Below are 26,575 nucleotides of genomic sequence, written 5' to 3'. Positions count from 1 at the left end.
AGCCCTGAGTTAAATCGAATCGAGATGGTATGGAAGCAGATGAAATATTATTGGCGAGATTTTCAAGTCATGACAGCTGATAAAATAGAGCAATGGGTGGAGAGAGTATCAAACCAATTCGGAAAAGAATACATGTTTACTTTTTAATGACAGCTTAATGATGAAGGTAATTTGTTTCGCAGTCATTTGAATAATCATTTATCTGAAGATTTAGTTGCTAAATTTAAAGATAAAGTAGATTCAAAAGACGGCGTACTATATTTACTGGAGCAGGCACGTTTATTACAAGTCAATCATCAGTATGAAGAAAGTTTGAATCATTATAAGCAGGCTTTTGAATTTCTAGATAAACAAAAAAGTCGTGCAAAAATTAGTCTGAGTCGGGTCGGATTTAAAGCACTTTCTATGGTGAGTAATGATTCGGTGGTACCTTATTTGGTGCCACCTCATGAACAGGTATTGGCGCATATTTCTCAAGCGAAAAATTATATTTTTTTAAAAAATCTTGAGGCTGCTGCAGTAGAAATGCGTGTTGCACAGGGCATTCAGCGTGAAATTGAACTGGCACATCAGGCTGAGTTTGAAAAGAAAAAAGAGAAAAATACAAAAGCAAATACATCTTCAAATGCCGCATTGCATGTTTTAGATGAGGCATTTGTTGGCTTAGATCCAATTGCGGGCAAGATTAAGAATACTTATCAAAATGCTTATGCTTTTTATATGGCAGCTAACTTGTGGGAAACCTTAGGCGAATACAACGATGCTTTGGTGGATTACAAAAAAGCTTATGAGTTACAGCCTGATGAGCAGATTGCTAAAGATGTAAAGCGTTTAGATCAATTGGTTGCAAAACAAAGTAATAGTAGTGTGCCTGTTATTGTATTTATTGAACAAGGTATCGTTCCACAGAAAATTGAAAATAAGTTAGATATTCCGACTCCAGGCGGCATTATCAACATTGCTTTTGCGACTTATGAACCTAGCACTTATGTTGCACCCAAAAGCCTGAAAGTGAAGCTGAATAACCGAGTTTTGCAAGACAGTTATGTGATTAGTGATATTGGTGCATTGGCTGTTAAAGACTTAAAAGAAAAAGTCGTTGGAACTTTAACAACCCAAGTGATTCGTGCCACAGCCAAATATGCTGCTCAAAAAGAGCTTGGTAACCAATTTGGTGTTTTAGGGCAATTGGCAGGTAACGTGCTCAATATGGCAACCGAGCGAGCAGATTTACGAGCTTGGACAACTTTGCCAAGTAATACGCAAATTGCACGTCTGAACTTAACGCCAGGGATACACAACTTACAGTTATCGTCAGGTAATTTGTCAAGCTCCTCTGTGAAGTTAGATGTAAAAGCCAATGAGACAGTATTTGTTTATGCACATCATGTAAATGACAAAATTACAGCAAGTGTAAGTAGTATTCCACGCCAATAATTTTGAAGAGAACTTTATGAAAAATCAGTTAAAACTCGCATTACTCGGTCTTAGTGCTGCGGCGATGGTTGGATGTACAGCCCCTAATGCTTTGTCTACACAGACAGATGCGAATAACGAAGTAAGTATTCGCACCATTACCAATAACCCAGTCTTAACCACTGAGGTATTTGTTGAGCGTGTGGGAATGTCTATGGCAGGCGACTTAAAAAAGGCATCAATTGCCATTAAAAACCGCCGTTTCAATAACAAAGATTTTAGCTACAAAATCGTATGGGTCGATGCACATGGGGCAGAAGTGAACCCTGAAGGTGCGATTTGGAAACCAATTCAGTTAACGGGTCGAGAGGTGAAGGGCGTGCAATCTTTAGCACCAAATCCATCGGCTGTAGATGTTGTTGTGTATTTAAAGAAATAAGCGAGATAGAGCAATGAATGCAAAGTTAATCATGGCTGTGGTAGCAACTTCTGTTTTGGCAACAGGTTGTGCAACAACGGGTAGTGCAGTGAGTTATGGTGATGCTCAAGCTGTAGAAACTTTAACGAAAGATTTTGGATCGACAGATCTACAAATGATTGCTGCAAAGATGGTGGATGATATGCTGACCTTCCCACCTGTGGTGCAAATGACGCAAACTCGTCGTCCAGTCATTGTGCTTGATCGTATTCATAACAAGACACAAGAACATATCGATACAGAATCTATTACAGATACGATTCAGAACAAATTAATTAATTCAGGGAAGTTTCGTTTTGTAGATATGAAATCTGTCAATGCGATGGCGCAGCAACTTGCCTATCAAAAGCAAAGCGGCATGGTCAATCAAGCGACTGCAGTGCGTACTGGTGGACATATCGGTGCTGAATATATGCTCAATGGCAATCTATCTAGTATTGTAAAAAATGCAGGTGGTAAGAGCGATGTGTATTACAAGTTCACATTTAAATTGCAGAACTTACAAACTGGCATTGTAGAGTGGACAGGCGAAAAAGAAATCCGTAAGGCAGCAAAGCGCTCAACTTTTGGTCTTTAATTTAATCTGAAAGCAACTGCGCTGTGATAAGCGCAGTTGCTGTTGAAGAATAGAACATGAAAAAAATATTATTTGCAGGCTTATTATCTGGATTACTGTGCAGTCCTGCTTTTGCTGCGATTAAAGAAGTGATTAAAGAGGCAACGGGTAGTGGTCCAACACAACACCAAGCTATTTCTGAAGCATTATTGATTGCAGTTCAATCGGTGAATGGTGCTTCGGTATCGTCACAAATGAATTATGAAGAAACAGTTTCTTTATCTGTAAATAATCAGGGCTGGACATATACGGGTAAAGTTTCACCTGTATTTAGTGTAGTCAATCAAGGTTCGGGTTCTGTCACCAAGTTTCAGGTCTTGAGTGTTTCTGGTGCTAAAAATAATTATCGCGCTAAAGTTCGCGCACATGTGGTGAAGTTTGAATCTACTGTACAAGATCAATACATGCGCCGTATTGCAGTCTTGCCATTTCAAATGGCAGAAAAAAATAACCGCTTAGCCAGCGGTGCTTCTGCTTCTGAGTTTAGTCAAGAATTATCAGATACTTTAGGTACTTATTTGGCACAGTCAGGGCAGTTAAGTGTTGTTGATCGTCATTACATAGATGAAATGCAATTTGAAAATGACTTCCTGTATTGGGATGGTGCACCGCATGAGTTAGCGCGTATTGGTCAAAAAGTAGGTGCTGATTATTTACTCGTGGGGCGTATTAACGATTTGTCAGTTGCTAGCGGTCAACAAATGTATGGGTTAAATGCTGGTGCAGAGCAGGTGCGTTTAACGTGGCGAGTGATTGAAGCGAATACCAGTAAGGTAGTTGCGGCAGGGACTTTTAATCGTACCTTATCGAACTTGATGACACAGAATCTTTTAAATAATAGTTTAAATGATAGTACTGCAGATAAGATTGCCCAAAGTTTAAATCCTGAAATTTTACAGGGTCTTAAACTACAACCTGTGCAATCTTCTAGCAGTCAATTTTATGATACCTCTCCAGGTTATGAAATGACACCTGGTTCAAGTGACCAACCTGTGAAATGGTAAATAATGATTAAGCTTGTTTTAGACCTAAATAAATCCCCCTGAAAATCAGGGGATTTATTTTTTAAGCCTGTTGAAACTTCAATTGGCGTAATTGTTTGGCGTGTTGCAAGGTAGTGTCATTAATTTCAACACCGCCTGTCATGCGTGCCAATTCTAAAATACGCGCATCTTCTTCTAATTCAACAATGGTACTGCTGGCAGGATCGGTCTGACGCTTTTTCACCAAAAGGTGCTGATCAGACTGTGCAGCTACTTGTGCTTGGTGGGTAATACATAAAATTTGAACGTGTTGCGCCAAACCTGCGAGCAAACGCCCCACAATTTCAGCAGTACCACCACTAATCCCGACATCAATTTCATCAAAAACCAAAACTTCAGCTTCGGTTTTTTCGGCATTCATGACTTGCATGACCAAGGCAATCCGCGATAATTCGCCACCAGAAGCCACACGTGCTAATGGCTGAGCAGGAATACCTTTGTTGGCAGTAAACAGTAGTTGAATAAAACTTAACCCTTCCGCAGAAACTTGTTCTAAAGGTTCAAATTTAAATTCAAAATGTGCCTCAGGCAGTGCCAATTGTTTAACTTGCTCGGTTAGTTGTTTAGCGAGCGGTGCAGCTGCTTCACGACGGATATCATCTAAATGTTGTGCTTTGGCTAAGAAGTCCTGATGTGCCACTTCTACTTGTTCTGCCAAAGTTTCAGGATCTTCCAGTTCATGTAAAGCCGTGAGTTCGGCTTGCCAAGTATCGAACTCTTGTTTCAGTAATTCAGGCTGAGTGCGGTATTTACGTGCCAAACGATGAAAAACTTCCAGCTTCTGATTCAGTTCTTCCATGCGCTCTGGATCAAAGCTTTGACGATCAATAAACTGACGTAAATTGGCTGTCGCATCATCTAATTCACTTTGCGCATTTAACAATGAATTATAAATTTCCGATAATTGCTCACTGCGCCCCGCATGCGATTCCAAGCGGCGAATAATTGAAGCAATTTCCTGAGTGATGTTTTGCTCGGCTTCATCCAAGGCATTTAAGCTATAACTGCAATCCTGCATGATATGTTCATGATGGCTTAGGCGATCAAACTCTTGTTCAATCTCCTTATAATCGATTTGTACCAGTTCTTCGAGTTCTTCGAGCTGTAAGTTCAGGGTTTCGATGCGTTGCTTGCGGGTTGCCTGTGCATCCAGCGCTGCCTGATGCTGTCGGATATTTTTTTGCCATGTACTGTAAGCATCACGTACTGCTTGGGCAGGGGCATAAAAATTATAATAACGATCAAGCCAGTGTTTTGGATAAGGCGGTTCGAGCAATTGTTGCTGACTGTGCTGACTGTATAACTGTACCAGTAAGCGTCCAATTTCTTTCAGCTCTGCCAAACTGCTTGGACGACCATTAATCCATGCTTTGCTGCGCCCTGTGGCAAAAATTACCCGACGTAAATGGATTTCACCAGACTCATCATCTAATTCATGTTCTTTTAGCCATTGTGCTTCAGGGCTATTGTCCTGATAACTGAAACTCGCAGTCACATCGGCTTTATCTGAGCCAAAACGCACATAATTGGTATCGGTACGTTCACCTAAACAGGCAGAGAGTGCATCTAATAGTAAGGATTTACCGGCACCTGTTTCCCCTGTTAGAACGTTAAAACCTGTTTCAATATCCAGTGCTAAGTGGTCGGCAAGGGCAAAGTTAATCAGTGTTAAATGAGTCAGCATAAACGCATCCAAGCTGCGAAAAGTGTCAGTGAAAGAGAGTTAAGTTTTGGAAATGCCATAACAAGGCTGTTATTTTCGTCTGTTTAATTCTAGCTTAAATTGCAGCACAAACAACAAAAAATGTACCCGATAAGCATCCTATATAAAACGCAAGACTCGTTGACCATTTCATTTGATAGTCATCAAATTGCAGTATATTCGCTTAGGAAGTTTTTAGGTGCTGCCTGATCGGGTGAAACTTAAATGATACACATACTATTTGTGATCTGTTTCACATTCAGATTTAGCACTTTAGTGGGGAAGAATCTAGAGCAGAGTACTTTGCATGCCTCTGGCATTGGCTTAGACTGTGCTGTCAGCGTGTTGCATGCTGCGTATTGAAACATTGTTCAATTTACGCAAAGCCCACTGTAAACACAGATTGATTAGTTCTGAGGACAGAATTAAACTACATCAGTCAAAAATATAAAAACGCGTTACCTGGAGAATACGCATGTCAGCTCAGTTTGATCATGTATCAGTTGTGAAAAAGTCGAATGTCTATTTTGGTGGGCAATGCATCAGTCACACGGTGCAATTTGAAGACGGTACCAAAAAAACCTTAGGGGTAATTTTACCGACTGAACAAGCCTTGACTTTCGAAACGCATGTACCTGAACGTATGGAAATTATTTCAGGTGAATGTCGTGTCAAAATTGCCGATAGCGAAGAAAGTGAATTATTCCGCGCGGGTCAATCGTTCTATGTGCCTGGCAATAGCCGTTTCAGCATCGAAACCGATGAAGTGCTCGATTACGTGTGCCACTTAGAAGGCTAATCAGCCGATAATAGGGTATTGAATTAAGATTTCATTTTTCTCCTGCTTGAGCACCCAATCAAGCGGAATTGAATCAAGAAATTTTCACCCGAATCGGTTAAACTAGATCTTATTGAAATCCTGTAAAGTCAGCTTTGCAGGATTTTTCGTTTTCGCTGGTTTATTGGTGCATTAATTAGAGGTCGTTCATGGCAAAACCTGAATATTATTATGGCGTTCACTCGGTGGAGTCATTATTGGAGCTTGAGCCAGAGCGCGTCTTAACTCTTTTTACCTTAAAAGGGCGTGATGATCAGCGTTTACAAAAGATTTTAGAACTTGCCGAACCATTTGGCATTAGTGTGCAAAAAGCCAGCCGTGACAGCTTGGAAAAACTGGCAGGTTTGCCTTTTCACCAAGGAGTGGTGGCTGCAGTACGCCCACATCCAACTCTGAATGAAAAAGACTTGGATGCCTTGTTGCAGGCTGATAGCAAGCCTTTACTTTTGGCGCTCGACCAAGTCACCGACCCGCATAACTTGGGTGCGTGTATCCGTACTGCCGCTGCGATGGGGGTTACTGCCGTGATTGTGCCGCGTGATCGTTCAGCAAGTTTGACCCCAACTGCACGCAAAGTAGCTGCAGGTGGTGCAGAAAAAGTCAAATTTATCCAAGTGACCAATTTGGCACGTACTTTGGCGCATTTGAAACAAGAGTTTAATGTGCGCGTGGTGGGTACGATGCTGGATGAAAAAGCTTTGCCAATTCAGCAATTTGACTTTACAGGCACAGCAGTATGCGTGGTGATGGGCGCAGAAGATACAGGTTTACGCCCAATTACCCAGTCACAATGTGATCAAACCGTATTTATTCCAATGGCAGGAAATCTGCAAAGTCTGAATGTCAGTGTTGCAACAGGTATGGCCTTGTATGAAGCTTGTCGTCAGCGTCAGGCTTAATTGCTGATTTTGTATTTGCTATTTTATTGATGCTTTCAACACCGTGATTCGTCTATCTCCCCAAAAGCAAGGTTATGCTTTGGTGCTTGTTACCATGTGCATTTGGGGTGGTTTTACCCTAACTGCTCGGCTGAATGCACAATGGCAGATCAGTGCTTGGGATATTACCGCCTTACGCTTTGCTTTGGCTTTTTGTATTTTAATGCCGATTCTTATCTGGAAAAAAGATACGGCATTTTTATGGAAAAAAGAGCCTTTTATTTTGGCAATGATTGGTGGAGTGGGCTATTGCCTGACTGCGTATAGTGCTTTTCATTATGTACCTGCTGCGCATGCTGCCATTTTTTTGAATGGCTGTATTCCTGTTTGTACCGCCATTGCTGCTTGGATGTTATTTCGAGTGCCTTTTGACCGCCATACATGGATCAGTATTGTAATTATGCTGACCGCCATTGCGGGTATGAGTGCGCTGATGTATCAAGAAACAGGTGTTGCCTTTGGACTTGGGGATGGACTGTTTTTTATCAGCGCTATTTGGTGGGGTGTGTTTACGGTTTTATTAAGACAATGGAAGCTTTCCGCTTGGCATGCTATGGCGGGTGTCGCAATTTGGTCGGCAATCGTCTATGTCCCGATTTACGTACTGTTTTTCCCGAAACAACTCAGCACACCTGAACCGATTCATTTATTGCTGCAAACTATTTTTCATGGAGTGTTTGTGGTGATCATCGCAACACTTAGCTATGTCGAGGCAATTAAGCGTTTGGGAGCATTCAAAACTGGCAGTATTGTGACCTTGGCGCCGTTTATCGCTGCGATTCTTGCTGTCCCTTTATTGGGTGAACCTTTGAGTTTAGCAATTTTATGTGGCTTGGTGGGTATGGGGATTGGTGCTTTGCAACCTTGGCGTTGGTGGGCCCGACCTGACAGCTTAAAAGCTCAACTTGAACAGCAAAAACAACAGTCAGATTAATTTGCTTACTGCATCGCTCGCTTTAAATACTGCTGATGCAATACTTCAAGTTTGCTATACAAATGATCTAAATGCCCATCATTTAGCACAATGTCATCGGCTAGGCGTTGTTTTTCAGCACGTGGCATTTGTGCTTGAATAATTTTATGAATTTGCTCAACCGTTTGACCATCACGTTGTGAAGCACGGTGAATTTGTAGGGCTTCAGTAGCATCAATCAATAATGTATGTCGGGTCAATTGATGTTGATTGGTTTCAAACAAGAGTGGTGAAACCAAAACCACATAGGGACTGTCGGCAGTATCTAATTGTTGAATAATCGATTCACGAATTGCAGGGTGGGTGATTTTTTCAAGTGCTTGTCGTGCACTTGGTTCTTTGAAAATGTGTTCACGTAATGCGCGACGATCTAGTTCGCCATTTTCAAGTAAAACCCAATCGCCAAAGTGTTGTTGAATTTGCTTTAAGGTAGGCTGTCCTTTTTCAACCACTTCACGTGCAACAACATCCGCATCGACCACAACAATGCCTTGGGTCTCGAACCACGCACTGGCTGCAGACTTGCCACTGCCAATTCCTCCTGTTAGACCCAAAACAAAACGCATGTGCTGTCCTTATTGTCCCAAATATACTTTCATGATTTGCTCGCCCCATAAAAAGGCAATCCAGCCCGCAATGGCGATATACGGACCAAATGCAAAGGGTTGGTTTTCTTTACGCACTTTTAACAGAATAATGCCAATAATAGCCCCAACTAAGGACGATAGCAGCACAATCAGGGGTAACATCATCGGCCCCATCCATGCACCTAAAGCGGCAAGGAGCTTGAAGTCACCATAGCCCATGCCTTCTTTGCCTGTGACGATTTTAAACAGGTAATACACCACCCATAGACATAGGAAGCCAATTACATAACCCCAAATTGCCGATGTCGGTGAGGTATAGATGGCATAGCTGTTGACTGCCAAACCCAGTGCAGCCAAAGGCAGGGTGTAACGGTCTGGCAAGAGTTGTGTATCAAAATCAATGAAGGTGAGTGCAATCAAGGTATAAGTGAGCAGCAAACCAAACAGCATTTGTACAGTTGGGCCAAATACCGCAAGCACAATCAGGGCGCAAACAGCGGTTAATACTTCAATCATTGGATAACGTACGCTGATCAGGTTTTGGCAGTTGCTACATTTACCGCGTAATACCAACCAACTCAGCACAGGAATATTTTGATACCAACGAATTGGGTTGTGACATTTGGGGCAGGTCGATGCAGGTTTGCTCAGGGTGATTTTACTTTCATCAATAATGGCTTGTTCAGGATGTAATAACATTTGGCAGTCATTACGCCACTCCTGTTCCATCATTTTTGGGGTGCGGTAAATCACCACATTCAAAAAACTGCCAATACATAAACTAAAAAGTCCAACTGCGATATAGAGCGCAGTTGGATTTTGGATAAAGTACGCGATTAATTCTTGCATTAAACCACAGAACCCATTTGGAAGATTGGAAGGTACATGGCGACAACTAAACCACCCACTAAAATACCCAAGACAGACATAATCAACGGCTCCATCATTGAGGTTAAGCCATCTACTGCGTTGTCGACTTCGTTTTCATAGTGGGTTGCGACTTTATCTAGCATGGCATCTAGCGCACCTGATTCTTCACCAATGGCTACCATTTGCACTGCCATAGACGGGAATTTATTGGTGACACGCATGGCGAATTGTAGCTGTTGACCTGTCGCAACATCATCACGAATTTTCATCACGGCTTCTTCATAGACCACATTATTGGTTGCCCCAGCGGTAGATTCCAAGGCATCAATTAAGGGTACACCAGCAGCAAAAGTAGTGGCTAAAGTACGGCTATAACGTGCAATAATCGCTTTATAGACCAAGTCACCAAAAATAGGCGCTTTCAGTGCCGCTTTGTCTAAGAAGTCACGGAATTTTTTACTGCGTTTTTTAGTTTCCAAGAAACCTGCAATGATGACCCCAATCACAATAATCAGAATAAACCAGTATTTCTGCATCCATTGTGACATGTTCACCACCATTTTAGTGAAGGCAGGCAAGTCCGCACCAAAAGAGCTAAACAACTCTTCAAACACAGGTACGACTTTCACCATCAAAATAATGGTCACAATCACGGCCACCACAATGACCGTTGCAGGGTATTTCATGGCTTTTTTAATTTTTTGTTTGAGTAACTCACTCTTTTCTTTATAGATCGCGACACGATCTAGCATGGTTTCTAGGGCACCCGATTGTTCACCAGATTCGACCAAAGAACAAAATAGGTTGTCAAAATATTGAGGATATTTACGCAATGCGCCAGCAAAGGTATTCCCGCCTTCCACTTCACCTTTAATGCCTAAAACCACTTCACGCATGGCGGGGTTTTCAAGACCTTCGGCAACAATCTCAAAGCTTTGTACCAAAGGCACACCTGCTTTCATCATAGTGGCAAGCTGACGCGTGAAAATAGTGATGTCTAAGGTCGACACCCGTTTTTTCATTAAGCCTTCAAGAATATTCTTTTTCTTTTGGCGAATCGTCTTGATGGTAATCCCTTGTTTACGCAATGTGACCTTTGCCAAGGCCATATTGCGCGCTGGAATTTCCCCTTTTAACTTAGCCCCTTTGCGGTCAATCCCTTCATAAACGAAGGTGGGCATCATCTGTGCTTTTTTGACAGCCATGCGTATTTATCCTTATTTTAAATTTTACAACTATTCACTGGTCACACGATTGACTTCTTGCAATGAAGTCACCCCCTGCATGACCTTAAGTAACCCCGAACGACGCAGATTGTTAAACCCCGATTTTGCTGACGCATCAGCAATTTGGATGGCATTACCATCCTCCATAATAATTCTAGAAATTTCTGGTGTGACTTTCATCACTTCATAAACACCAACACGTCCTTTATAACCTTCACGGCATTCAGAACAGCCTACAGGTTGATAGACCTGAAATTCTGGATTGCTCAAATCGGCTTCAGTAAAGCCCATTTCCAATAAGCTTTGTTTTGGAATATCGGAAGGAGCTTTGCAATGCGGGCATAGGCGTCGTGCCAAACGCTGTGCAATGACGAGGTTTACCGAAGTTGCGATGTTAAAGGAAGGAACGCCCATATTGCGTAAACGCGTTAAAGTTTCTGGCGCACTGTTGGTGTGGAGGGTAGATAAAACCATGTGACCTGTTTGGGCTGCTTTAATTGCAATTTCTGCAGTTTCAAGGTCACGAATCTCACCCACCATGACAATATCAGGGTCTTGACGTAAGAAAGATTTCAGAGCGGCAGCGAAGGTTAAGCCCACTTTATTGTTGACGTTAACCTGGTTGATGCCTTCTAAGTTAATTTCCACAGGGTCTTCGGCAGTGGAAATGTTGGTATCTTCTCTGTTTAAGATATTTAAGCCTGTATATAGCGATACCGTTTTACCCGAACCCGTTGGACCTGTAATCAGTAACATGCCTTGCGGTTTTTCTAAGGCTTCCATGAACAATTCTTTTTGTTCTGGTTCATAGCCCAAAGCGTCAATCCCAAGCATCGCGCTAGATGGGTCAAGAATACGCAGTACGATTTTTTCACCGAACAATGTTGGCAACGAGTTCACACGGAAGTCGATGGATTTATTTTTAGATAGTTTTAATTTAATACGACCATCTTGCGGGACACGCTTTTCAGAAATGTCCATTTGGGACATCACTTTTAAACGTGATGCCAAGCGGTTAGCTAACTGTAAGGGTGGGGTGGCAATTTGACGTAATACACCATCGACACGGTAACGCACTCGATAGGTTTTTTCATACGGTTCAAAGTGTAAGTCCGAAGCACCCATGCGAATTGCATCAATCAGTAATTTGTTGATGTATTTAACAATTGGGGATTCATCACCCTGCGGTTCATCTTCTGCAGCTTGTTCTGGTTCGCTGTTACCATCTTCAAAGTTGAGATCGAAGTCATCATCTTCAAATTCAAAAGCAGACTCACTCGCAAAGTTTTGTTCAATCAGTTTTACCAATTTATCGTGTTCGACCACAATGGCTTCAATATTCATTTTACTGTTGAAACGAATGGCATCCATTGCTTCGATATTGGTCGGGTTACTGGTTGCAACATAAAGCAGATGATTGCGTTTTAAAATAGGCAATATGCAATATTTGCTGAACAGTTTTTCATCAATGCCTTCACGCACGATGAGCGCAGAGTCATACACGCTTAAATCAAAAATAGGTTCGCCAAACTCATTAGAAATTTTTTCAGCAATGATTAAAGGCGCGATATTTAGGTTTTGAATGAGATAGGGAACAATATCAACATTATCTTTTTGTGCGGCTTTAATGGCAGTTTGCATATTTTCAGCAGAAACGAGCCCATCTTCGACCAAACGTCGAATAAAACCTGTAAATCTAGGTGTAGCTTGTTGTACTGACATTCCCCAACGTCCTCAAAATCAAGATTGTTTATAATTGGTATCTTAAAATTATACTTTTGTTGCACAAAAATACCATATCTGAAAGTGCTGTCACCACCTAAGTATCGCCTAAAAGCATGAACCAGTTACATTAATCTGCTAAAAAAATTGTAAGTCCTGCCATGAAAAGATACTTCATGCAGCAGTTTGATGCAAAGCTTGTACAAAAAACTCAGCAGAAATGTGATTTGCGTGTAGAATGTGCGCGATTAAATGAATTGTTTTTGCAGGTTATTCTATGTCGGCTACGACGATTAAGCCTTGGGTGGTTGGCAATTGGAAGATGAATCCGATACATGCCGATGCTCAGCAACTTATTTCTGAATTTAAAACATTATTACAAGACAGCCCTGTAGAGGCTGAAAAGTGTCATTTGGGGATTGCACCTGTCACTTTGGCTTTAACTCAAATTCAAGCTGCATTGAGCGAAGCAGTACGTCCTGTCTATACCGTTGCACAAGACCTTTCCCGTATTGCGGGTTTGGGTGCATATACAGGCGAAGTCAGTGCAGAATTGCTAAAAGACAGTCAAATTGATTATGTATTGGTTGGGCATTCAGAACGTCGTGAACTTTTTGCAGACACACCAAGCATTTTGAATGAAAAAGTTAAAAATGCCTTGCAGGCAGGTTTGACAGTTATTTATTGTGTGGGTGAAAGTCTGCAACAACGTGAAAGCGGTCAGGCAGAGCAAGTTGTTTTGCAACAAATTTGTGATATTGCTGCTGTGGTTGACGCTGAGCAATGGCAACAGATAGTGATTGCGTATGAACCTATTTGGGCAATTGGTACAGGCAAGACCGCATCACCTGAAGATGCGCAAACCATGCATGCAAAAATCCGTGAAGGTTTAAGCCAAATCACCGCTTATGCGGTGACTCTACCGATTTTATATGGTGGTAGTGTAAAACCAGAAAATGCCGTAGAGTTAGCAGCCTGCCCAGACATTAATGGTGCTTTGGTCGGTGGTGCATCCTTAAATGCGGCATCGTTCCATCAAATTGCGCAAGCCTTTGCAAATACACAATAATGAGGAGTTCAGCATGCAAACATTTGTGCTGGTAGTACATATTATCTTAGCCATTTTAATGATTGGACTAATTTTGGTTCAGCATGGTAAAGGTGCAGATGCAGGCGCTTCTTTTGGTGGCGGTGGTGCGGCAACCGTATTTGGTGCGTCAGGCTCAGGTAACTTTTTAACCCGTTTAACGGCAATTTTAACAGCATTGTTTTTTGCAACCAGTTTAACTTTAGCGGTGTTTGCCAAGAAACAAACCACAGGTGCATATAGTTTGCAGACTGTACAAACGACTGCACCTGCACAGCCAGTATCGCCTGAAACTTCACCAACTGTGTCTAAAAGCGCTGAATAATTTTATTTAGCACTTTCTTTTTTCGCATGATGCGACTAGAATGCGTCACAGCTGCGGTGGTGGTGGAATTGGTAGACACGCTACCTTGAGGTGGTAGTGCTTTCGGGCGTGGGGGTTCAAGTCCCCCCTTCCGCACCAACTTATAATCCAGAAAACATAAGTTGGTGTTAAGCAGCAAATCTGTTGATGCGGGATGGAGCAGTCTGGTAGCTCGTCGGGCTCATAACCCGAAGGTCGTTGGTTCAAATCCAGCTCCCGCTACCAATCAATCCTAAGCTTATCGTGAATTAAGCGTAGGCAACTTAAATTATTTTAGGTTGAGATAAGTATTTACATGTTGTTGCGGGATGGAGCAGTCTGGTAGCTCGTCGGGCTCATAACCCGAAGGTCGTTGGTTCAAATCCAGCTCCCGCTACCAATATTTTAAAAGTGTGATTATGCTCTAATATGAGTTTTACGCTTTATACTGACTAAGGTGCAACTTAAGTCAGGCAAAAATGCTAAGTTTGATTGAAAACTTATTCATATTTGTATATAATTTTTGCACGTTGATGCGGGATGGAGCAGTCTGGTAGCTCGTCGGGCTCATAACCCGAAGGTCGTTGGTTCAAATCCAGCTCCCGCTACCAAGTTTCTAATGGTGTGGTACGTTAGTTTTAGTTGATTGAATTCAGCATAATAAACTAGCAAAGATGGTTAGATTTAGTCTAATCCCCGCAACCAAGTTTCTAAAGAGGCTCACAACTAGGTGGGCCTTTTTGCACAGTGGATATTGGTTTTACTGTGCAAGAATAGGGGCGATTACGCCCTTTTTTATTGGCTATCGTGTAGTGTCGATACAAGCCGTGCGCGGCCTAAAGTCAAAGTGTCATGTTTCACTACTACTATAGTTTGTATGAATGTGTAGTGGTCAAATAAGACCATTGAACCGCAGCAGAATGACGAGAGTAAATGAAGCTATCAAATAAAACTCAAGCACTTCAGGACTTAATTGCGCCAGCAGTGCAAGCATGTGATGTGGATCTTTGGGGAATCGAGTTTATTCCACAAGGTAAGCGTTCTTTGTTACGTATTTATATCGACAAAGCTGTCGATGAAAATGCAGAACCTGTCTTAAATGAAGATGGCGAATTAGAGCAAGGTCGCGGTATTGGTGTACAAGATTGTGTACGTGTAACCCAGCAAGTTGGTGCAATGCTTGATGTGCATGATCCAATTTCAGGTGAATATGCGCTTGAAGTGTCATCACCGGGTTGGGATCGTCCATTTTTCCAATTAGAGCAATTGCCTGCATATATTGGGCAAACCATTGCGTTACGTTTAATCAGTGCTGTAGAAAACCGTCGTAAATTTCAAGCGAAATTGGTTGCTGTAGATCTGGAAAATGAAACCATTCAGGTCGAAGTGGAAAAACAGCAGGTATTGGAGATTGACAGTCACAATATTGATAAAGCAAACCTGATTTACCAAGATTAATCAAATTAATAAGAATCTGAACGAATAGGTGACTTATGGCACGTGAAATTCTTACCGTCGTTGAAACGGTTAGTAACGAAAAAGGTGTAAGTCGTGAGGCAATTTTTGAGGCGCTTGAACAGGCTCTTGTTGCTGCGACGAAAAAGAAATTCTACGAAGGCACAAACTCAGAAGAAGCACGTTTACGTGTGGAAATTGATCGTAAAACAGGTGACTACAGCACTTTCCGTCAGTGGGAAGTGGTGGCAGATGAAGATCATGAAATGCCTGCATGCCAAGATGCAATTTCTGATGTAGACCCTGCAAAGTGGTCAATTGGCGATATTCGCGAACTTGAAGTTGAGTCAATTGACTTCGGTCGTATTGCTGCGCAAATTGCCAAGCAAGTGATTGTGCAAAAAATTCGTGAAGCAGAACGCGCATTGGTTGCAGATGCTTATGAAGCCAAAGTAGGCGAGCTGATTTACGGTGAAGTGAAAAAGCAAACCAAAGATGGCTTTATTATTGATTTGGGCGACAATGCAGAAGCATATTTGGCGCGTGAAGAAATGATCGCCAAAGAAATTTTGCGTCCTAAGCAGCGTGTGAATGCAATTTTGTACAGCGTGAACCGTGAAGGTCGTGGTGCACAATTGTTGTTGTCACGTGCCAAGCCTGAAATGCTGATTGCATTGATGAAAAAAGAAATTCCAGAAATTTCTGAAGAAATCATCGAAATTAAAGCAGCAGCGCGTCAGCCGGGTGTACGTGCAAAAATTGCAGTAAAAACCAACGACCATCGTATTGACCCTGTAGGTGCATGTATTGGTATGCGTGGTACACGTATCCAAGCGGTACAGCAAGAGTTAAATGGTGAGCGTATTGATGTTGTGGTGTGGTCTGATGATCCAGCACAATATATCGCCAGTGCTTTAGAGCCAGCCGATGTATCGGGTATTGTGATTGATGAAGAAGAACGTACTGCCGACATTATTTTCGCAACCAGCGATCAGTTGGCACGTGCAATTGGTTCACAAGGTCAAAACGTACGTTTAGCCTCTGAACTCACAGGTTATAAGCTGAACATGATGCTTGAAGAAGAGTATCACGCACGTCAGCAAAATGAAGCGCAACAATACTTAGACTTGTTTGTTTCACGTCTAGACATTGCTGAAGATTTGGCGATGGCATTGGTAGAAATGGGCTTCACTTCATTAGAAGAAATTGCGTATGTTCCTGCGGAAACATTTGACGAAATTGATTTAGATGAAGAAATTGTTGAAATGTTACAAGGTCGTGCCAAAGAAGTGGCATTGGCAGACGCATTGCAACAGCAAGAAAATATCCAAGATCCGAGTGCAGAACTTCTAGCAATGGAAGGCATGACACAAGAGATCGCTTATGCGCTTGCCGCTCGTGGTGTCATCACAGTTGATGATTTAGCTGACCAAGCGACTGACGATATCGAAGATATTGAAGGTCTAGGTACAGATAAAGCGGGTCAATTGATTATGAAAGCGCGCGAATCATGGTTTAACTAGGAGGTAATATATGACGGACAAGTCGATTAAAGAGTTAGCGCTCAGTGTAGGTCGTCCAGTTGAGAAACTCCTGGAACAGGTTCGTGACGCAGGTTTACCACAGCGTAAGGCTGACGATATTATTTCCACTGAACAACAAAGTACCCTAGTGAACCATTTAAAAAAGGTTCACGGTCAAGAGGGTAATGCAGGACAAATCACGTTGAAACGTAAAACCACCAGTACCGCTAAAGTGGCAAGTACTTCGGGCAAAGCGAAAACGATTAATGTAGAAGTTCGTAAGAAGCATACATTTGTAAAGCCTGATCCTGAACAGATTAAAGCGGAAGCACTGGCAAAAGCACAGGCGGAAGCAGCTGAAAAAGCGCAAGCAGAACAGCAAGCACGTGACGTGGCAGAAAAGAGCAAAGCGAAAGCAGACGCGCCTCAAGCAGGTGCTGCAAAAGCGAAACAAGCTTTAGATGCAATGCGTGCAGCAGCGAAGCAAGAAACAGCCAAGCAAGAAGTTGCGAAAGCTGCGGTTGTGGTGAAACGTAAGTCAACCAACAAGCCAATTGTGAAGCAAGCAGTGAAGGTCACTGAAACGCCTGAGCAAAAGAAAGCACGTGAAGCGCAAGCAGCTCAGTTGAAAGCGACTGAAGAAGCAGCACGTCGTAAAGCGGCTGAAGAAGCGCAGCAACGTACGCTTGAGCAAATGCGTCAGATGGCATCTAAATACTCAAATGAAGATGCAACAGCTACTATTCGCGTGGTAGATGATTCTCCATTGGCGGCTGGTCTTGTGGGTCAGGCTTATGAAGATTCATTTGCCAAAGAAGACCGTGAAATCAAGCGTGGTACCAGCACCACCAATACACGTTCACCGAAAAAAGGTGGTCGTCGTGGTCAGGAAGAACAGTCTTTCAGCCAAAACTCACATAAACGCGGTTTGAAAACGAGCCAAGCCAACAAGCACGGCTTTGAAAAACCAGTTAAAAAACAAGTTTATGATGTTGAAATTGGTGCAACGATTGTGGTTGCGGACTTGGCTGCAAAAATGGCAGTTAAAGTACGCGAAGTTATTAAATCACTCATGAAAATGGGTGAGTTAGTTACGCAAAACCAAGCGATTGAGCAAGAAGTTGCAGCACTTGTAGTTGAGGAAATGGGCCACAACCCAGTTCTAGTATCTGATACGCAAGCTGAAGATAACTTACTTGAAGCTGCTGAAGAGGCACGTGGTGTTCAAACGACACGTCCACCAGTGGTGACCATCATGGGTCACGTTGACCATGGTAAGACATCATTACTTGACCGTATTCGTCGTGCCAAAGTGGCTGCAGGCGAAGCGGGTGGTATTACCCAGCACATTGGTGCATACCACGTACAAACCGATAAAGGCATTATCACCTTCTTAGATACACCAGGACACGCAGCGTTTACTGCAATGCGTTCACGTGGTGCGAAAGCGACAGATATCGTGGTATTGGTCGTTGCGGCAGATGATGGTGTGATGCCACAAACTGCAGAAGCCATTGACCATGCGCGTGCAGCGGGTACACCAATTATTGTTGCCATTAACAAAATGGACAAAGAATCGGCTGATCCAGACCGCGTATTGAATGAATTGACCACCAAAGAAATCGTACCTGAACAATGGGGCGGTGACGTACCTGTTGCAATGGTTTCGGCGCATTCAGGTCAAGGTATTGATGAACTTCTTGACTTAATTTCAATTCAAGCAGAAATGATGGAATTGAAAGCATCTGAAGAAGGTGCAGCGCAAGGTGTGGTGATTGAAGCGCGTGTAGATAAAGGTCGCGGTGCAGTGACTTCAATTCTGGTACAAAACGGTACTTTGAATGTAGGTGACTTGGTACTTGCAGGTTCATCTTATGGTCGCGTTCGTGCCATGACTGATGAAAACGGTAAGCGTATTAAGTCTGCAGGTCCTTCAATTCCAGTTGAAATTTTAGGTTTACCTGAAGCGCCAATGGCGGGTGACGAAGTTCTTGTTGTTAATGATGAGAAGAAAGCACGTGAAGTTGCCGATGCGCGTATGGATCGTGAGCGTCAAAAACGTCTTGAGCGTCAAAGTGCGATGCGTCTTGAAAACATCATGGCATCAATGGGCAAAAAAGACGTTCCATTTGTCAATGTGGTATTGAAGACCGATGTACGTGGTACTTTGGAAGCCTTGATTGTTGCCTTGGGCGAGTTATCTACCGATGAAGTACGTGTACGTGTGATTGGTTCAGGCGTAGGTGCGATCACCGAGTCTGACGTTACGCTTGCAGAATCTTCAGAAGCTGTATTACTGGGCTTTAACGTACGTGCCGATAATACTGCGCGTCAAAAAGCCGATGCTGATGGCATCGACATTCGTTACTACAGCATCATCTATCAATTAATTGATGATGTGAAAGATGCGATGAGCGGTAAGCTTGCACCTGAACACCGTGAAACTATTTTGGGTGTTGCAGAAGTGCGTGAAGTGTTCCACTCAAGTAAATTTGGTGCAGCTGCAGGTTGTATGGTACTTGAAGGCGTACTTCACCGTAACAAACCAATTCGCGTATTACGTGATGATGTGGTGGTGTTCCAAGGTGAGCTTGAGTCACTTCGTCGTTATAAAGATGTGGTCGAAGAAGTTCGCGCAGGTATGGAATGTGGTCTTGCAGTAAAAGGCTATAAAGACATCAAACCACTTGATAAGATTGAAGTGTACGATGTTCAATTGATTAAACGGAGTCTTTAATGGCGGGTAGTCAACGTCTGAAGCGTATGGCGGATACAGTACAGCGTGAGCTGTCAGAACTGATTCGCCAAGAGCTGAAAGATCCACGCTTAGGTGGTCTTGTGACCATCTCTGCGGTGAAGGTGAGCCCAGACTTAGGATATGCCGAAGTGTACGTGACCGTCATGGGACGTGAATTAGGCGATGAGCAAAGCGAAACGGCAAATAAAGAAACCTTGGATGTGTTGAATAAAGCATCAGGCTTCTTGCGCCATGAGTTAAGCCGTCGTATTAAGACACGTATTACCCCGCGTTTGCGTTTTCACTACGATAAAACCAATGCCTATGGTAACTATATGTTTGGTTTGATTGCAGAAGCGGTAAAAGATTTACCTCCTGCAGCACCTAAGCAAGATGAAGAATAAATCAGTGATGATAAAAAATGCCACCTTCGGGTGGCATTTTTTTTGTCTATCATGTTTGAGCTTTTGCAATGTAAGCAAGGTTATATCGGATACGATGCTTTTTTTAATGCCTGACTAATATTCTAGACCAAATCATCATGGGACTTTTTTTCATAACGACGTAAATTACGACGTTGGCGTTGCCACGGTAATGGACGGTCTAAGGTTTCAGGCACATTGCCACTCATCGAACGTAAACGTAAATGCAGTGCTGCCTGTGCCATTAAATTGGCAGAAACAGGCGCGGTAATAAACGCAAATAGGGTGATTAATACTTCTGCAAAGCCAAATCGTCCTTCAAATGCCGCATAAATAATGGCTGCAATTAAGAAACTGCCTAGTCCTAAAGTGCTGGATTTTGTAGGGGCATGCAGTCGCATAAATAAGTCGGGTAGGCGAACCATGCCAATGCCGCCCACCAACATGAAAAATGCGCCAATAATTAAAAAGAATGACACTAAAATTTCCATGAGTAATTGCATGTTCATTCTCCTTAATCAATCACATGACCACTGGTGAAGTAACGCGCCAGTGCTGCAGTAGACACAAAGCCTAGCATCGCCACCAATAACGCACCTTCAAATAATGAGGTACTGGTCCAATAGATACCCAGAACCACCACCAAGCAGGTCGCATTTAAAAACAAGGTATCCAAGGCCAACAGGCGGTCTACAATTGAAGGGCCAATAATCAGGCGATATAGGCACATAAACATGGACAGCGTAATCGCAACCATGCAGATTCCAAGTGCATAAGGCAGAATCATCATTGCTTTTCTCCTGACTGTGCACCAAAAATTTCAATCAGCGGTTTTTCATAACGATTTTTGATGTCTTGAATATCTACACTTTCATCTGCAGTGTTTAAGGCATGCACCAAAATATCGCCACGGTCTTGGTCAATACCTGCTGTAACCGTGCCTGGTGTGGTGGTAATGATCATCGCCAAAATACTGTTGACCTGTTCGTGTTGTGTTTCGAGAGGGACACGGAACCATTTTGGCTGCATACGGTCTGTTGGGCCAAGTACCAGTTTTGCGACACGAATATTACAAATCATAATATCCCAGACCACCACGAAGAATAAGCGAATGGCTGCAGTCCAGTTGATGTCTGGTGTACGCGCAATAAAGGGCTGGATCAGTTTGGGAATCAAGAGCGCCAAGACCAGTGCCATCAACAGATTCCCTGCAGAAACACTATGCGCCAACATCAGCCAACTCAGTGCCACCAAGACAGATACAAACGGGTGTGGCAGCAGGTTATCCCAAAACGAAGTTTTTGGTCTCGTTTTTTGCATGTTTAGGGCTCCGCAGGTTTGAGTTGAGTATCGCTAGGTTGCTGTGCTTCCTCACGATTTTGCTGTTGAATCTGACGTTGTTTATAGTCAGAAATATGCTCGCCTTCCAAGGTGTTTGGATCAATCACATAGGGAATTAAATGTGCATTGGTGTCAATTGCTTCGCCACCGTACTTGGTTTCAGGTAAGTACAATGGATCATAAGGTTGTACGCTAATCACATTTGCAGCACGGTCTTTTTTCAGAATCAGTGCTTCATAGGCCGCATTATGTTGAATCTGCTGTGCAGTCTTCAGCATATATTGTTGAATTGGATTGGCAAATACCACGTACAGCACTAAACCCGTTAGGAGAAAATAAATGACACGGTCATTACGGGGCGGTGCAATCGCAGGTAGTGCCTGATATTCATAATAGGCTTCAGTTTGCGCATCATCTTCAGGTTTGGTCGCGCGCCAAAATAAAATAAAGCCGACACGGGTGAATGCAATAATACTCAGCAAGCTGACCAAGAGAATAATGCCAATAATCCAGCCTTGATGTGCCATATTGGCGGTGGCTTGCAAAATAAAGACCTTGCCCAAAAAGCCACTAAACGGTGGCAAACCTGCCATCATTAAGGCAATCATGAAGTATGTGATTGCCAGTACTTTGTGTTGCTTCATTTGCGGGGCAATATTGAAGTGATCTTTAAATGCGCCACGTTGTGAGGTAATCCAGCCACACAGCAAATAGAAAGCCGCTGCAATTAAGGTACTGTGTACTAAGTAATACAGTGCGGCTGACCATGCCTGTGTGTTCAGCATCGAAATGGCGATCAGGATCGTACCAATCGAAGACAGCACCATAAAACCGACAAAACGACGTAAGCGCTCTGCACCAATTGCGCCAATGACCCCATACAGTGAGGTAATTAGACCAATCGGCAGCAACCAGTCTTGTAGGATTTTATGGCTCAGTGCATCATCAAATACGGTTCCATTGACCCGCAAAATGGCATACACACCCACTTTGGTCATGATGGTGAATAAGGCTGCCACAGGGGTTGTCGCCACGGCATAGGTTTTAGGAAGCCAGAAACCGACAGGAAGCATAGCAGCTTTAATACCAAATACCACAAATAGCAGTAAGCCACCTGCCACCGCAATTTTATGTGCATCAGCATCGAGTAGCGGAATAAGACGTGCCACATCGGTCATGTTTAAACTGCCGACACTGCCGTAAATCATCCCCAAACCAATTAGGAACAGGGCAGAGGCCAACAGGTTGATGGTGACGTAATGAATCCCGAGTTGAAAACGTGCTTTGCCTTGACCGTGCAATAACAACACATACGAGGCGAGCAACAAGATTTCAAAAAATACGAACAGGTTAAATAAGTCGCCTGTGAGGAATGCACCGCAAAGTCCCATGAGTAGGAAATGCACCATGGTATGAAAATAGCGACCACGTTCATCCCATTTTTTGCTGGAAAACCACAGTAATGGCAAGGCAAGTGAATAAGTCAGTACCAACATGAGGGCAGACAGTTGATCTAGCACTAAAATAATGCCAAACGGGGCGGCCCATTCGCTCAAATTATAAATAATAATTTGCCCACTGCTGACTTGAATTAAATAGCTAATTGCAGTGACTAAACCGAGTGTGGCAGAAAGATAGCTAATGCCACGACGCCATGGCTGACGCCAGTCATGTGAGAGTGAACCAAAGCCCGGATTGCCTAATAGCACTAAAATAAATGCGGTAAAGGTTGGAATCAGGATGCTAAAAATAGGTGAATGCTGTAGCCAAAATTGGAGGAAATCAGTCATTATGGCTCATCCTCACGTGGGTCAAGCAGTGGATGTTCTTCTTTGGCATCGACGTGGTCTGTCCCTGTTTCATAACGGCTACGCAGCGCCAATTGCACAATAAATGCGGTGGTGGCAAAACCAATCACAATTGCGGTTAATACCAAGGCTTGTGGTAATGGGTCGGTGACTTTTGAAGCTTCAGTCAAAATTGCAGGTGCATTGAGCTGAATACGCCCCATGCTGAATAAGAAAATATTGACGGCATAACCAATCATCGCCAAGCCCAAAACCACAGGAAAGGTACGGGCACGTAAAATTAAATAGATTCCTGTCGCGACTAACATTCCAATGGCAGACGCAATTAAAAACTCAATACTAATCATTGCATTACTCCTTTGGAAGTGGGCCAGACATGCCTGAGTGACGTGAGTCGCCCAAGACAGAAATCATCAACATTACCGCACCAACCACCGTGACATACACGCCTACATCAAATAAGGCAGCCGAAGCGAGGTGCATTTCACCAATAATCGGAGGATTGACATAAATATGTGCGCTGGTGAGGAATGGACGTCCCCAGAACCATGCGGCAAGTCCTGTCAGACCTGCAATACTTAAACCCACGCCAATCCAGATTTCGTATAAACGTCCAGATTTAGCTTTGAGCATTTGTTCGGTGTGGTCTTGACCAAGCGCAATGTATTGGATGATCAACGCCATTGCGGTAATTAAGCCCGCAATAAAGCCACCGCCTGGTAAGTTATGACCGCGCAAGAAAATATACAGGCTGACCACAAGGGCGATAGGTAAAATCCATGAGGCGGTAATCCGCAGCATCAACGGTGAAGGATTAAAGCGATAGGTTAAACCTTGGGTCATGATAGTGCCGTGCGCACGCATACCATCCATTAAACACAGCGTACCAATCGCAGCAATGCCCAAGACGGTAATTTCACCAAAGGTATCGAAACCACGGAAGTCCACCAAAATGACGTTGACCACGTTGGTTCCGCCACCGAGTGGAATGGATTGCTGATTAAAGAACCATGAAATTGAATTGTGGTCGCGAGTCATAACCAGCCACGCAATCCAGCCGATACCAATGCCGCCACCAATCGCAATGAAGGCATCTCGCCAACGACGTGAACGGCTAGATTCATACGGGGTCAATTGTGGGAGCAGCGATAGACTCATCAGCAATAAAACAGTGGTGACGACATCAACCGTGATTTGAGTTTGTGCCAAGTCGGGAGCAGACAGTCCGACAAACATCATGGTGACGACCAAGCCAACTGCACCGCTGATTAAGACAGCTTTGATGCGCTCATGGTGGAACCACAGCATCATCCAGCAGGCAGAGAACAGCAATAACCATAAAACAATGGCAATCATAGGCGCATGTGTGAGTTCACGTGTGCCAGTTGTTAATCCCTGATTGAATAATGGTAGCGCGACCATGAATACCGTAAAAGCAATGATCCACACCAAATAGCTTTGCAGTGAACCATTTTCGGTTTTACGTTTGATTTTGCGTGAAACTTGTAGCAAATGTTTTAAGAATAATTCAAACAGCAGTTTGCCTTGGAATTGACCTAAATGTGGGTCGAGGTCAATTTCACGGATTTTTCCACCTTTGGCGAGCGAGAAATAGAAAATGATCCCGCCAAGCAGTGCAATAACACTCATCAGCAGGGGAAGATTAAAGCCATGCCAAATTGCCAGATGTGTGCCTTCAAACTGCGACAGTTGGGTACTGGCACGAGTCGTGCTATTGACAATATGCTCGACCAATAAGGCAGGCATCAAGCCGACTAAAATACATAAAACAGCCAATAAAGTTGCGGGTGCACGCATGCCAAACGGAGGTTCGTGAGCTTCTTTGTTTGGGACATCTTTACCAATTGGACCATCAAAGAAAACGCCGTGTACCAAACGTATTGAATAGGCCACTGCAAAAATACCCGCCAGTGTCGCAACAATTGCAGAAACCAACAGTACAGGGCCAGATAAGTTTGCTACCAGTTCAGTGAAGAACATTTCTTTGGACAAAAAGCCGTTGGTCAACGGTACGCCAGCCATAGAGGCCGCGGTAATCATAGTGAGGGTGGCGGTAAAGGGTAATAGTTGCCATAAGCCACTAAGTTTGCGTAAATCACGTGTGCCTGATTCGTGGTCGATAATTCCTGCAATCATAAACAGGGCCGCTTTAAAGGTGGCGTGGTTGATGATGTGGAAAATTGCAGCAGCTACTGCTAACGGTGAACCAATGCCGAGTAAGCACATGATCAGACCTAAATGACTGATGGTGGAATACGCCAATAAGCCTTTTAAATCTTCTTTGAAAATGGCAAAGAATGCTGCCATACACAGGGTAAATAGACCAATAAAGGTGACTAGGTTGTGATATAACGCTGCGCCTGCAAAAATTGGCAATAAGCGCGCCAGCAAGAAAATCCCTGCTTTGACCATCGTTGCCGAATGTAGATAGGCAGAAACAGGCGTGGGTGCAGCCATGGCATTGGGTAGCCAGAAGTGAAACGGAAATTGCGCACTTTTGGTAAATGCACCCAATAAAATCAGCAATAAAGTTGGTACAAATAAATGATGACTTTGAATTTGTTCAGTCATCATTAAGATTTGGTCAATTTGATAGGTGCCTGTGATTTGCGCCAATAACACAAAACCACCGAGCATGGCGAGTCCGCCCATGCCTGTAATGGTCAGTGCCATACGTGAGCCGCGTTGTGCTGCCTCGTAATTGCTCCAATAACCCACCAATAAGAAAGAGGAAATACTGGTCAGTTCCCAAAAAGTCAGCAACAAAATCAGGTTATTGGAGAGCGAAATTCCCAACATGGCAGCCATAAACAGCATGAGGAGAACATAGAGTTTACTGAGCGAGTTTTGTGGACTTAAATAATAATAGGCATAAATAAAAATGAGTGTGCCGATCCCCGTGATCAGCAAGGAGAATAATAAACCAAGCGCATCTAGACGAAAGCTTAAATCAATCCCCAACTGTGGCAGCCAAGACCATGTTTGAATGATCGTTTCGCCATTAAAGACTGCTTTTGCTTGAGTCAGGAGCAGAATAAGACTGCTCAGACTGACGCCAATCGCCCCTAAAGCCGTTACCCCGCGTGAAAATTGTTTCAGCCACGAGACAAGGGTTGTGCCCAGTACTAACGGTAACAATATAATAATCGGTAGCACACTCATATCCATTGTCGTGAATAGGTTGAAAACCTAAAGGATGAATCTTATCTTCCAAGGATTACAGGACAGCAACACACCATCCAAAAGATTCAATCTTGAAAGCCAATCAGTCGTGTCAGTAAACACGTAGTCTATTGTTTTGATGAGCGTATTGTCGCAACTTAAACTCAAAACAAGATCATGCAAAAATAATTTTACATGGCTAGGCGGCTCAAGCAGCAAAAAATATGCTGATCTTTCGCTGACGATGCAGCGAATAAGGTTGTGCTT

Annotated in this window: 24 protein-coding genes, 4 tRNA genes and 1 pseudogene; 18 read left to right on the top strand and 11 right to left on the bottom strand. The window is 43.3% G+C overall.

Features of this window, described 5'->3' with window-relative positions:
* The 5 genes and pseudogenes from E0H79_RS05700 to E0H79_RS05680 form a co-directional block, all read left to right on the top strand.
* Positions 1 to 147: pseudogene (locus E0H79_RS05700) on the top strand (transposase); the annotation flags it as partial.
* A gap of 24 nt (positions 148 to 171) precedes the next feature.
* Positions 172 to 1,437 (top strand): COG3014 family protein, encoded by a 1,266-nt coding sequence (locus E0H79_RS05695; RefSeq protein WP_228258771.1) that lies wholly within the window; start codon positions 172 to 174, stop codon positions 1,435 to 1,437.
* Between the two features lie 16 nt (positions 1,438 to 1,453).
* Positions 1,454 to 1,855 (top strand): DUF1425 domain-containing protein, encoded by a 402-nt coding sequence (locus E0H79_RS05690; RefSeq protein ID WP_004975847.1) that lies wholly within the window; start codon positions 1,454 to 1,456, stop codon positions 1,853 to 1,855.
* A 13-nt stretch (positions 1,856 to 1,868) separates the two neighbouring features.
* Complete coding sequence (gene lpoB, locus E0H79_RS05685) at positions 1,869 to 2,471, top strand: penicillin-binding protein activator LpoB (protein ID WP_004975849.1); 603 nt, start codon at positions 1,869 to 1,871, stop codon at positions 2,469 to 2,471.
* Between the two features lie 56 nt (positions 2,472 to 2,527).
* Positions 2,528 to 3,514: a CsgG/HfaB family protein gene (locus E0H79_RS05680; protein ID WP_131261102.1), complete on the top strand. Its 987-nt coding sequence runs from the start codon at positions 2,528 to 2,530 to the stop codon at positions 3,512 to 3,514.
* Between the two features lie 61 nt (positions 3,515 to 3,575).
* Here E0H79_RS05680 and recN read toward each other — a convergent pair whose 3' ends face one another.
* The gene (gene recN, locus E0H79_RS05675; protein WP_131261101.1) at positions 3,576 to 5,237 is read right to left on the bottom strand and encodes a DNA repair protein RecN; all 1,662 of its coding nucleotides are present in this window, start codon (positions 5,235 to 5,237) and stop codon (positions 3,576 to 3,578) included.
* Between the two features lie 493 nt (positions 5,238 to 5,730).
* On the opposite strand from recN, the gene E0H79_RS05670 reads away from it, so the two are divergent.
* The 3 genes from E0H79_RS05670 (at position 5,731) to E0H79_RS05660 (ending at position 7,965) form a co-directional block, all read left to right on the top strand.
* Positions 5,731 to 6,054 (top strand): pyrimidine/purine nucleoside phosphorylase, encoded by a 324-nt coding sequence (locus tag E0H79_RS05670; RefSeq protein ID WP_004975854.1) that lies wholly within the window; start codon positions 5,731 to 5,733, stop codon positions 6,052 to 6,054.
* A 188-nt stretch (positions 6,055 to 6,242) separates the two neighbouring features.
* Positions 6,243 to 6,992, top strand: a complete 750-nt coding sequence (gene rlmB, locus E0H79_RS05665) for a 23S rRNA (guanosine(2251)-2'-O)-methyltransferase RlmB (RefSeq protein WP_004975856.1) — start codon at positions 6,243 to 6,245, stop codon at positions 6,990 to 6,992.
* 43 nt (positions 6,993 to 7,035) lie between these two features.
* Positions 7,036 to 7,965: a DMT family transporter gene (locus E0H79_RS05660; protein WP_004975858.1), complete on the top strand. Its 930-nt coding sequence runs from the start codon at positions 7,036 to 7,038 to the stop codon at positions 7,963 to 7,965.
* Positions 7,966 to 7,970: 5 nt separating this feature from the next.
* Here the strand turns inward: E0H79_RS05660 and coaE are convergent, their stop codons facing one another.
* The 4 genes from coaE to pilB are packed head-to-tail and all read right to left on the bottom strand — an operon-like array spanning position 7,971 to position 12,409.
* Positions 7,971 to 8,570, bottom strand: a complete 600-nt coding sequence (gene coaE, locus E0H79_RS05655; protein ID WP_004975860.1) for a dephospho-CoA kinase — start codon at positions 8,568 to 8,570, stop codon at positions 7,971 to 7,973.
* A gap of 9 nt (positions 8,571 to 8,579) precedes the next feature.
* Complete coding sequence (locus E0H79_RS15555; RefSeq protein WP_004975862.1) at positions 8,580 to 9,440, bottom strand: prepilin peptidase; 861 nt, start codon at positions 9,438 to 9,440, stop codon at positions 8,580 to 8,582.
* On the bottom strand, positions 9,440 to 10,666 hold the full coding sequence (locus E0H79_RS05645) for a type II secretion system F family protein (protein ID WP_004975864.1): 1,227 nt from the start codon (positions 10,664 to 10,666) through the stop codon (positions 9,440 to 9,442). Before E0H79_RS05645 ends, E0H79_RS15555 begins: the two co-directional genes overlap by 1 nt.
* Before the next feature lie 30 nt (positions 10,667 to 10,696).
* On the bottom strand, positions 10,697 to 12,409 hold the full coding sequence (gene pilB, locus E0H79_RS05640; protein WP_131261100.1) for a type IV-A pilus assembly ATPase PilB: 1,713 nt from the start codon (positions 12,407 to 12,409) through the stop codon (positions 10,697 to 10,699).
* A gap of 277 nt (positions 12,410 to 12,686) precedes the next feature.
* Between pilB and tpiA the strand changes: the two genes are divergently transcribed.
* The 10 genes from tpiA to E0H79_RS05590 all read left to right on the top strand — a co-directional run bounded on the left by tpiA (position 12,687) and on the right by E0H79_RS05590 (position 19,958).
* The gene (gene tpiA, locus E0H79_RS05635; RefSeq protein ID WP_019836081.1) at positions 12,687 to 13,478 is read left to right on the top strand and encodes a triose-phosphate isomerase; all 792 of its coding nucleotides are present in this window, start codon (positions 12,687 to 12,689) and stop codon (positions 13,476 to 13,478) included.
* A gap of 13 nt (positions 13,479 to 13,491) precedes the next feature.
* Positions 13,492 to 13,821 (top strand): preprotein translocase subunit SecG, encoded by a 330-nt coding sequence (gene secG, locus E0H79_RS05630; RefSeq protein ID WP_131261099.1) that lies wholly within the window; start codon positions 13,492 to 13,494, stop codon positions 13,819 to 13,821.
* 53 nt (positions 13,822 to 13,874) lie between these two features.
* Positions 13,875 to 13,959: transfer RNA gene (locus E0H79_RS05625), tRNA-Leu, on the top strand.
* 49 nt (positions 13,960 to 14,008) lie between these two features.
* Positions 14,009 to 14,085, top strand: a tRNA-Met gene (locus E0H79_RS05620).
* 77 nt (positions 14,086 to 14,162) lie between these two features.
* Positions 14,163 to 14,239 (top strand) — tRNA-Met (locus tag E0H79_RS05615).
* A 134-nt stretch (positions 14,240 to 14,373) separates the two neighbouring features.
* A tRNA-Met gene (locus E0H79_RS05610) sits at positions 14,374 to 14,450 on the top strand.
* A 322-nt stretch (positions 14,451 to 14,772) separates the two neighbouring features.
* Complete coding sequence (rimP, locus tag E0H79_RS05605; RefSeq protein ID WP_004975871.1) at positions 14,773 to 15,297, top strand: ribosome maturation factor RimP; 525 nt, start codon at positions 14,773 to 14,775, stop codon at positions 15,295 to 15,297.
* Between the two features lie 35 nt (positions 15,298 to 15,332).
* Complete coding sequence (nusA, locus tag E0H79_RS05600) at positions 15,333 to 16,817, top strand: transcription termination factor NusA (protein WP_131261098.1); 1,485 nt, start codon at positions 15,333 to 15,335, stop codon at positions 16,815 to 16,817.
* Positions 16,818 to 16,827: 10 nt separating this feature from the next.
* On the top strand, positions 16,828 to 19,554 hold the full coding sequence (gene infB / locus E0H79_RS05595) for a translation initiation factor IF-2 (RefSeq protein ID WP_004975874.1): 2,727 nt from the start codon (positions 16,828 to 16,830) through the stop codon (positions 19,552 to 19,554).
* Positions 19,554 to 19,958, top strand: a complete 405-nt coding sequence (locus E0H79_RS05590; RefSeq protein WP_004975876.1) for a ribosome-binding factor A — start codon at positions 19,554 to 19,556, stop codon at positions 19,956 to 19,958. Before infB ends, E0H79_RS05590 begins: the two co-directional genes overlap by 1 nt.
* 122 nt (positions 19,959 to 20,080) lie before the next feature.
* On the opposite strand, the gene E0H79_RS05585 is transcribed toward E0H79_RS05590, so the two are convergent.
* From E0H79_RS05585 to E0H79_RS05560, 6 genes are read right to left on the bottom strand one after another with little or no spacing between them, the layout of a single operon-like run.
* Positions 20,081 to 20,479 carry a Na+/H+ antiporter subunit G gene (locus E0H79_RS05585; RefSeq protein WP_004975877.1) on the bottom strand — a complete coding sequence of 133 codons (399 nt, stop codon included), beginning with the start codon at positions 20,477 to 20,479 and terminating at the stop codon, positions 20,081 to 20,083.
* Between the two features lie 11 nt (positions 20,480 to 20,490).
* Positions 20,491 to 20,766, bottom strand: a complete 276-nt coding sequence (locus tag E0H79_RS05580) for a monovalent cation/H+ antiporter subunit F (RefSeq protein WP_004975880.1) — start codon at positions 20,764 to 20,766, stop codon at positions 20,491 to 20,493.
* Complete coding sequence (locus E0H79_RS05575; RefSeq protein WP_004975882.1) at positions 20,763 to 21,296, bottom strand: Na+/H+ antiporter subunit E; 534 nt, start codon at positions 21,294 to 21,296, stop codon at positions 20,763 to 20,765. The genes E0H79_RS05580 and E0H79_RS05575 overlap by 4 nt, the downstream gene beginning before the upstream one ends.
* Positions 21,297 to 21,298: 2 nt before the next feature.
* Positions 21,299 to 23,107: a monovalent cation/H+ antiporter subunit D gene (locus tag E0H79_RS05570; protein WP_096901339.1), complete on the bottom strand. Its 1,809-nt coding sequence runs from the start codon at positions 23,105 to 23,107 to the stop codon at positions 21,299 to 21,301.
* Positions 23,107 to 23,472 carry a Na+/H+ antiporter subunit C gene (locus E0H79_RS05565; protein WP_004975886.1) on the bottom strand — a complete coding sequence of 122 codons (366 nt, stop codon included), beginning with the start codon at positions 23,470 to 23,472 and terminating at the stop codon, positions 23,107 to 23,109. The genes E0H79_RS05570 and E0H79_RS05565 overlap by 1 nt, the downstream gene beginning before the upstream one ends.
* A gap of 4 nt (positions 23,473 to 23,476) precedes the next feature.
* A complete protein-coding gene (locus tag E0H79_RS05560) occupies positions 23,477 to 26,314 on the bottom strand; it encodes a monovalent cation/H+ antiporter subunit A (protein ID WP_096901338.1) in 2,838 nt (945 codons plus the stop codon).
* Positions 26,315 to 26,575: the final 261 nt, after the last annotated feature.

It is taken from the genome of Acinetobacter sp. ANC 5045, assembly GCF_004331005.1.
Lineage (GTDB): Bacteria > Pseudomonadota > Gammaproteobacteria > Pseudomonadales > Moraxellaceae > Acinetobacter > Acinetobacter towneri.
This window is presented reverse-complemented; position numbering and strand designations above follow the sequence as displayed.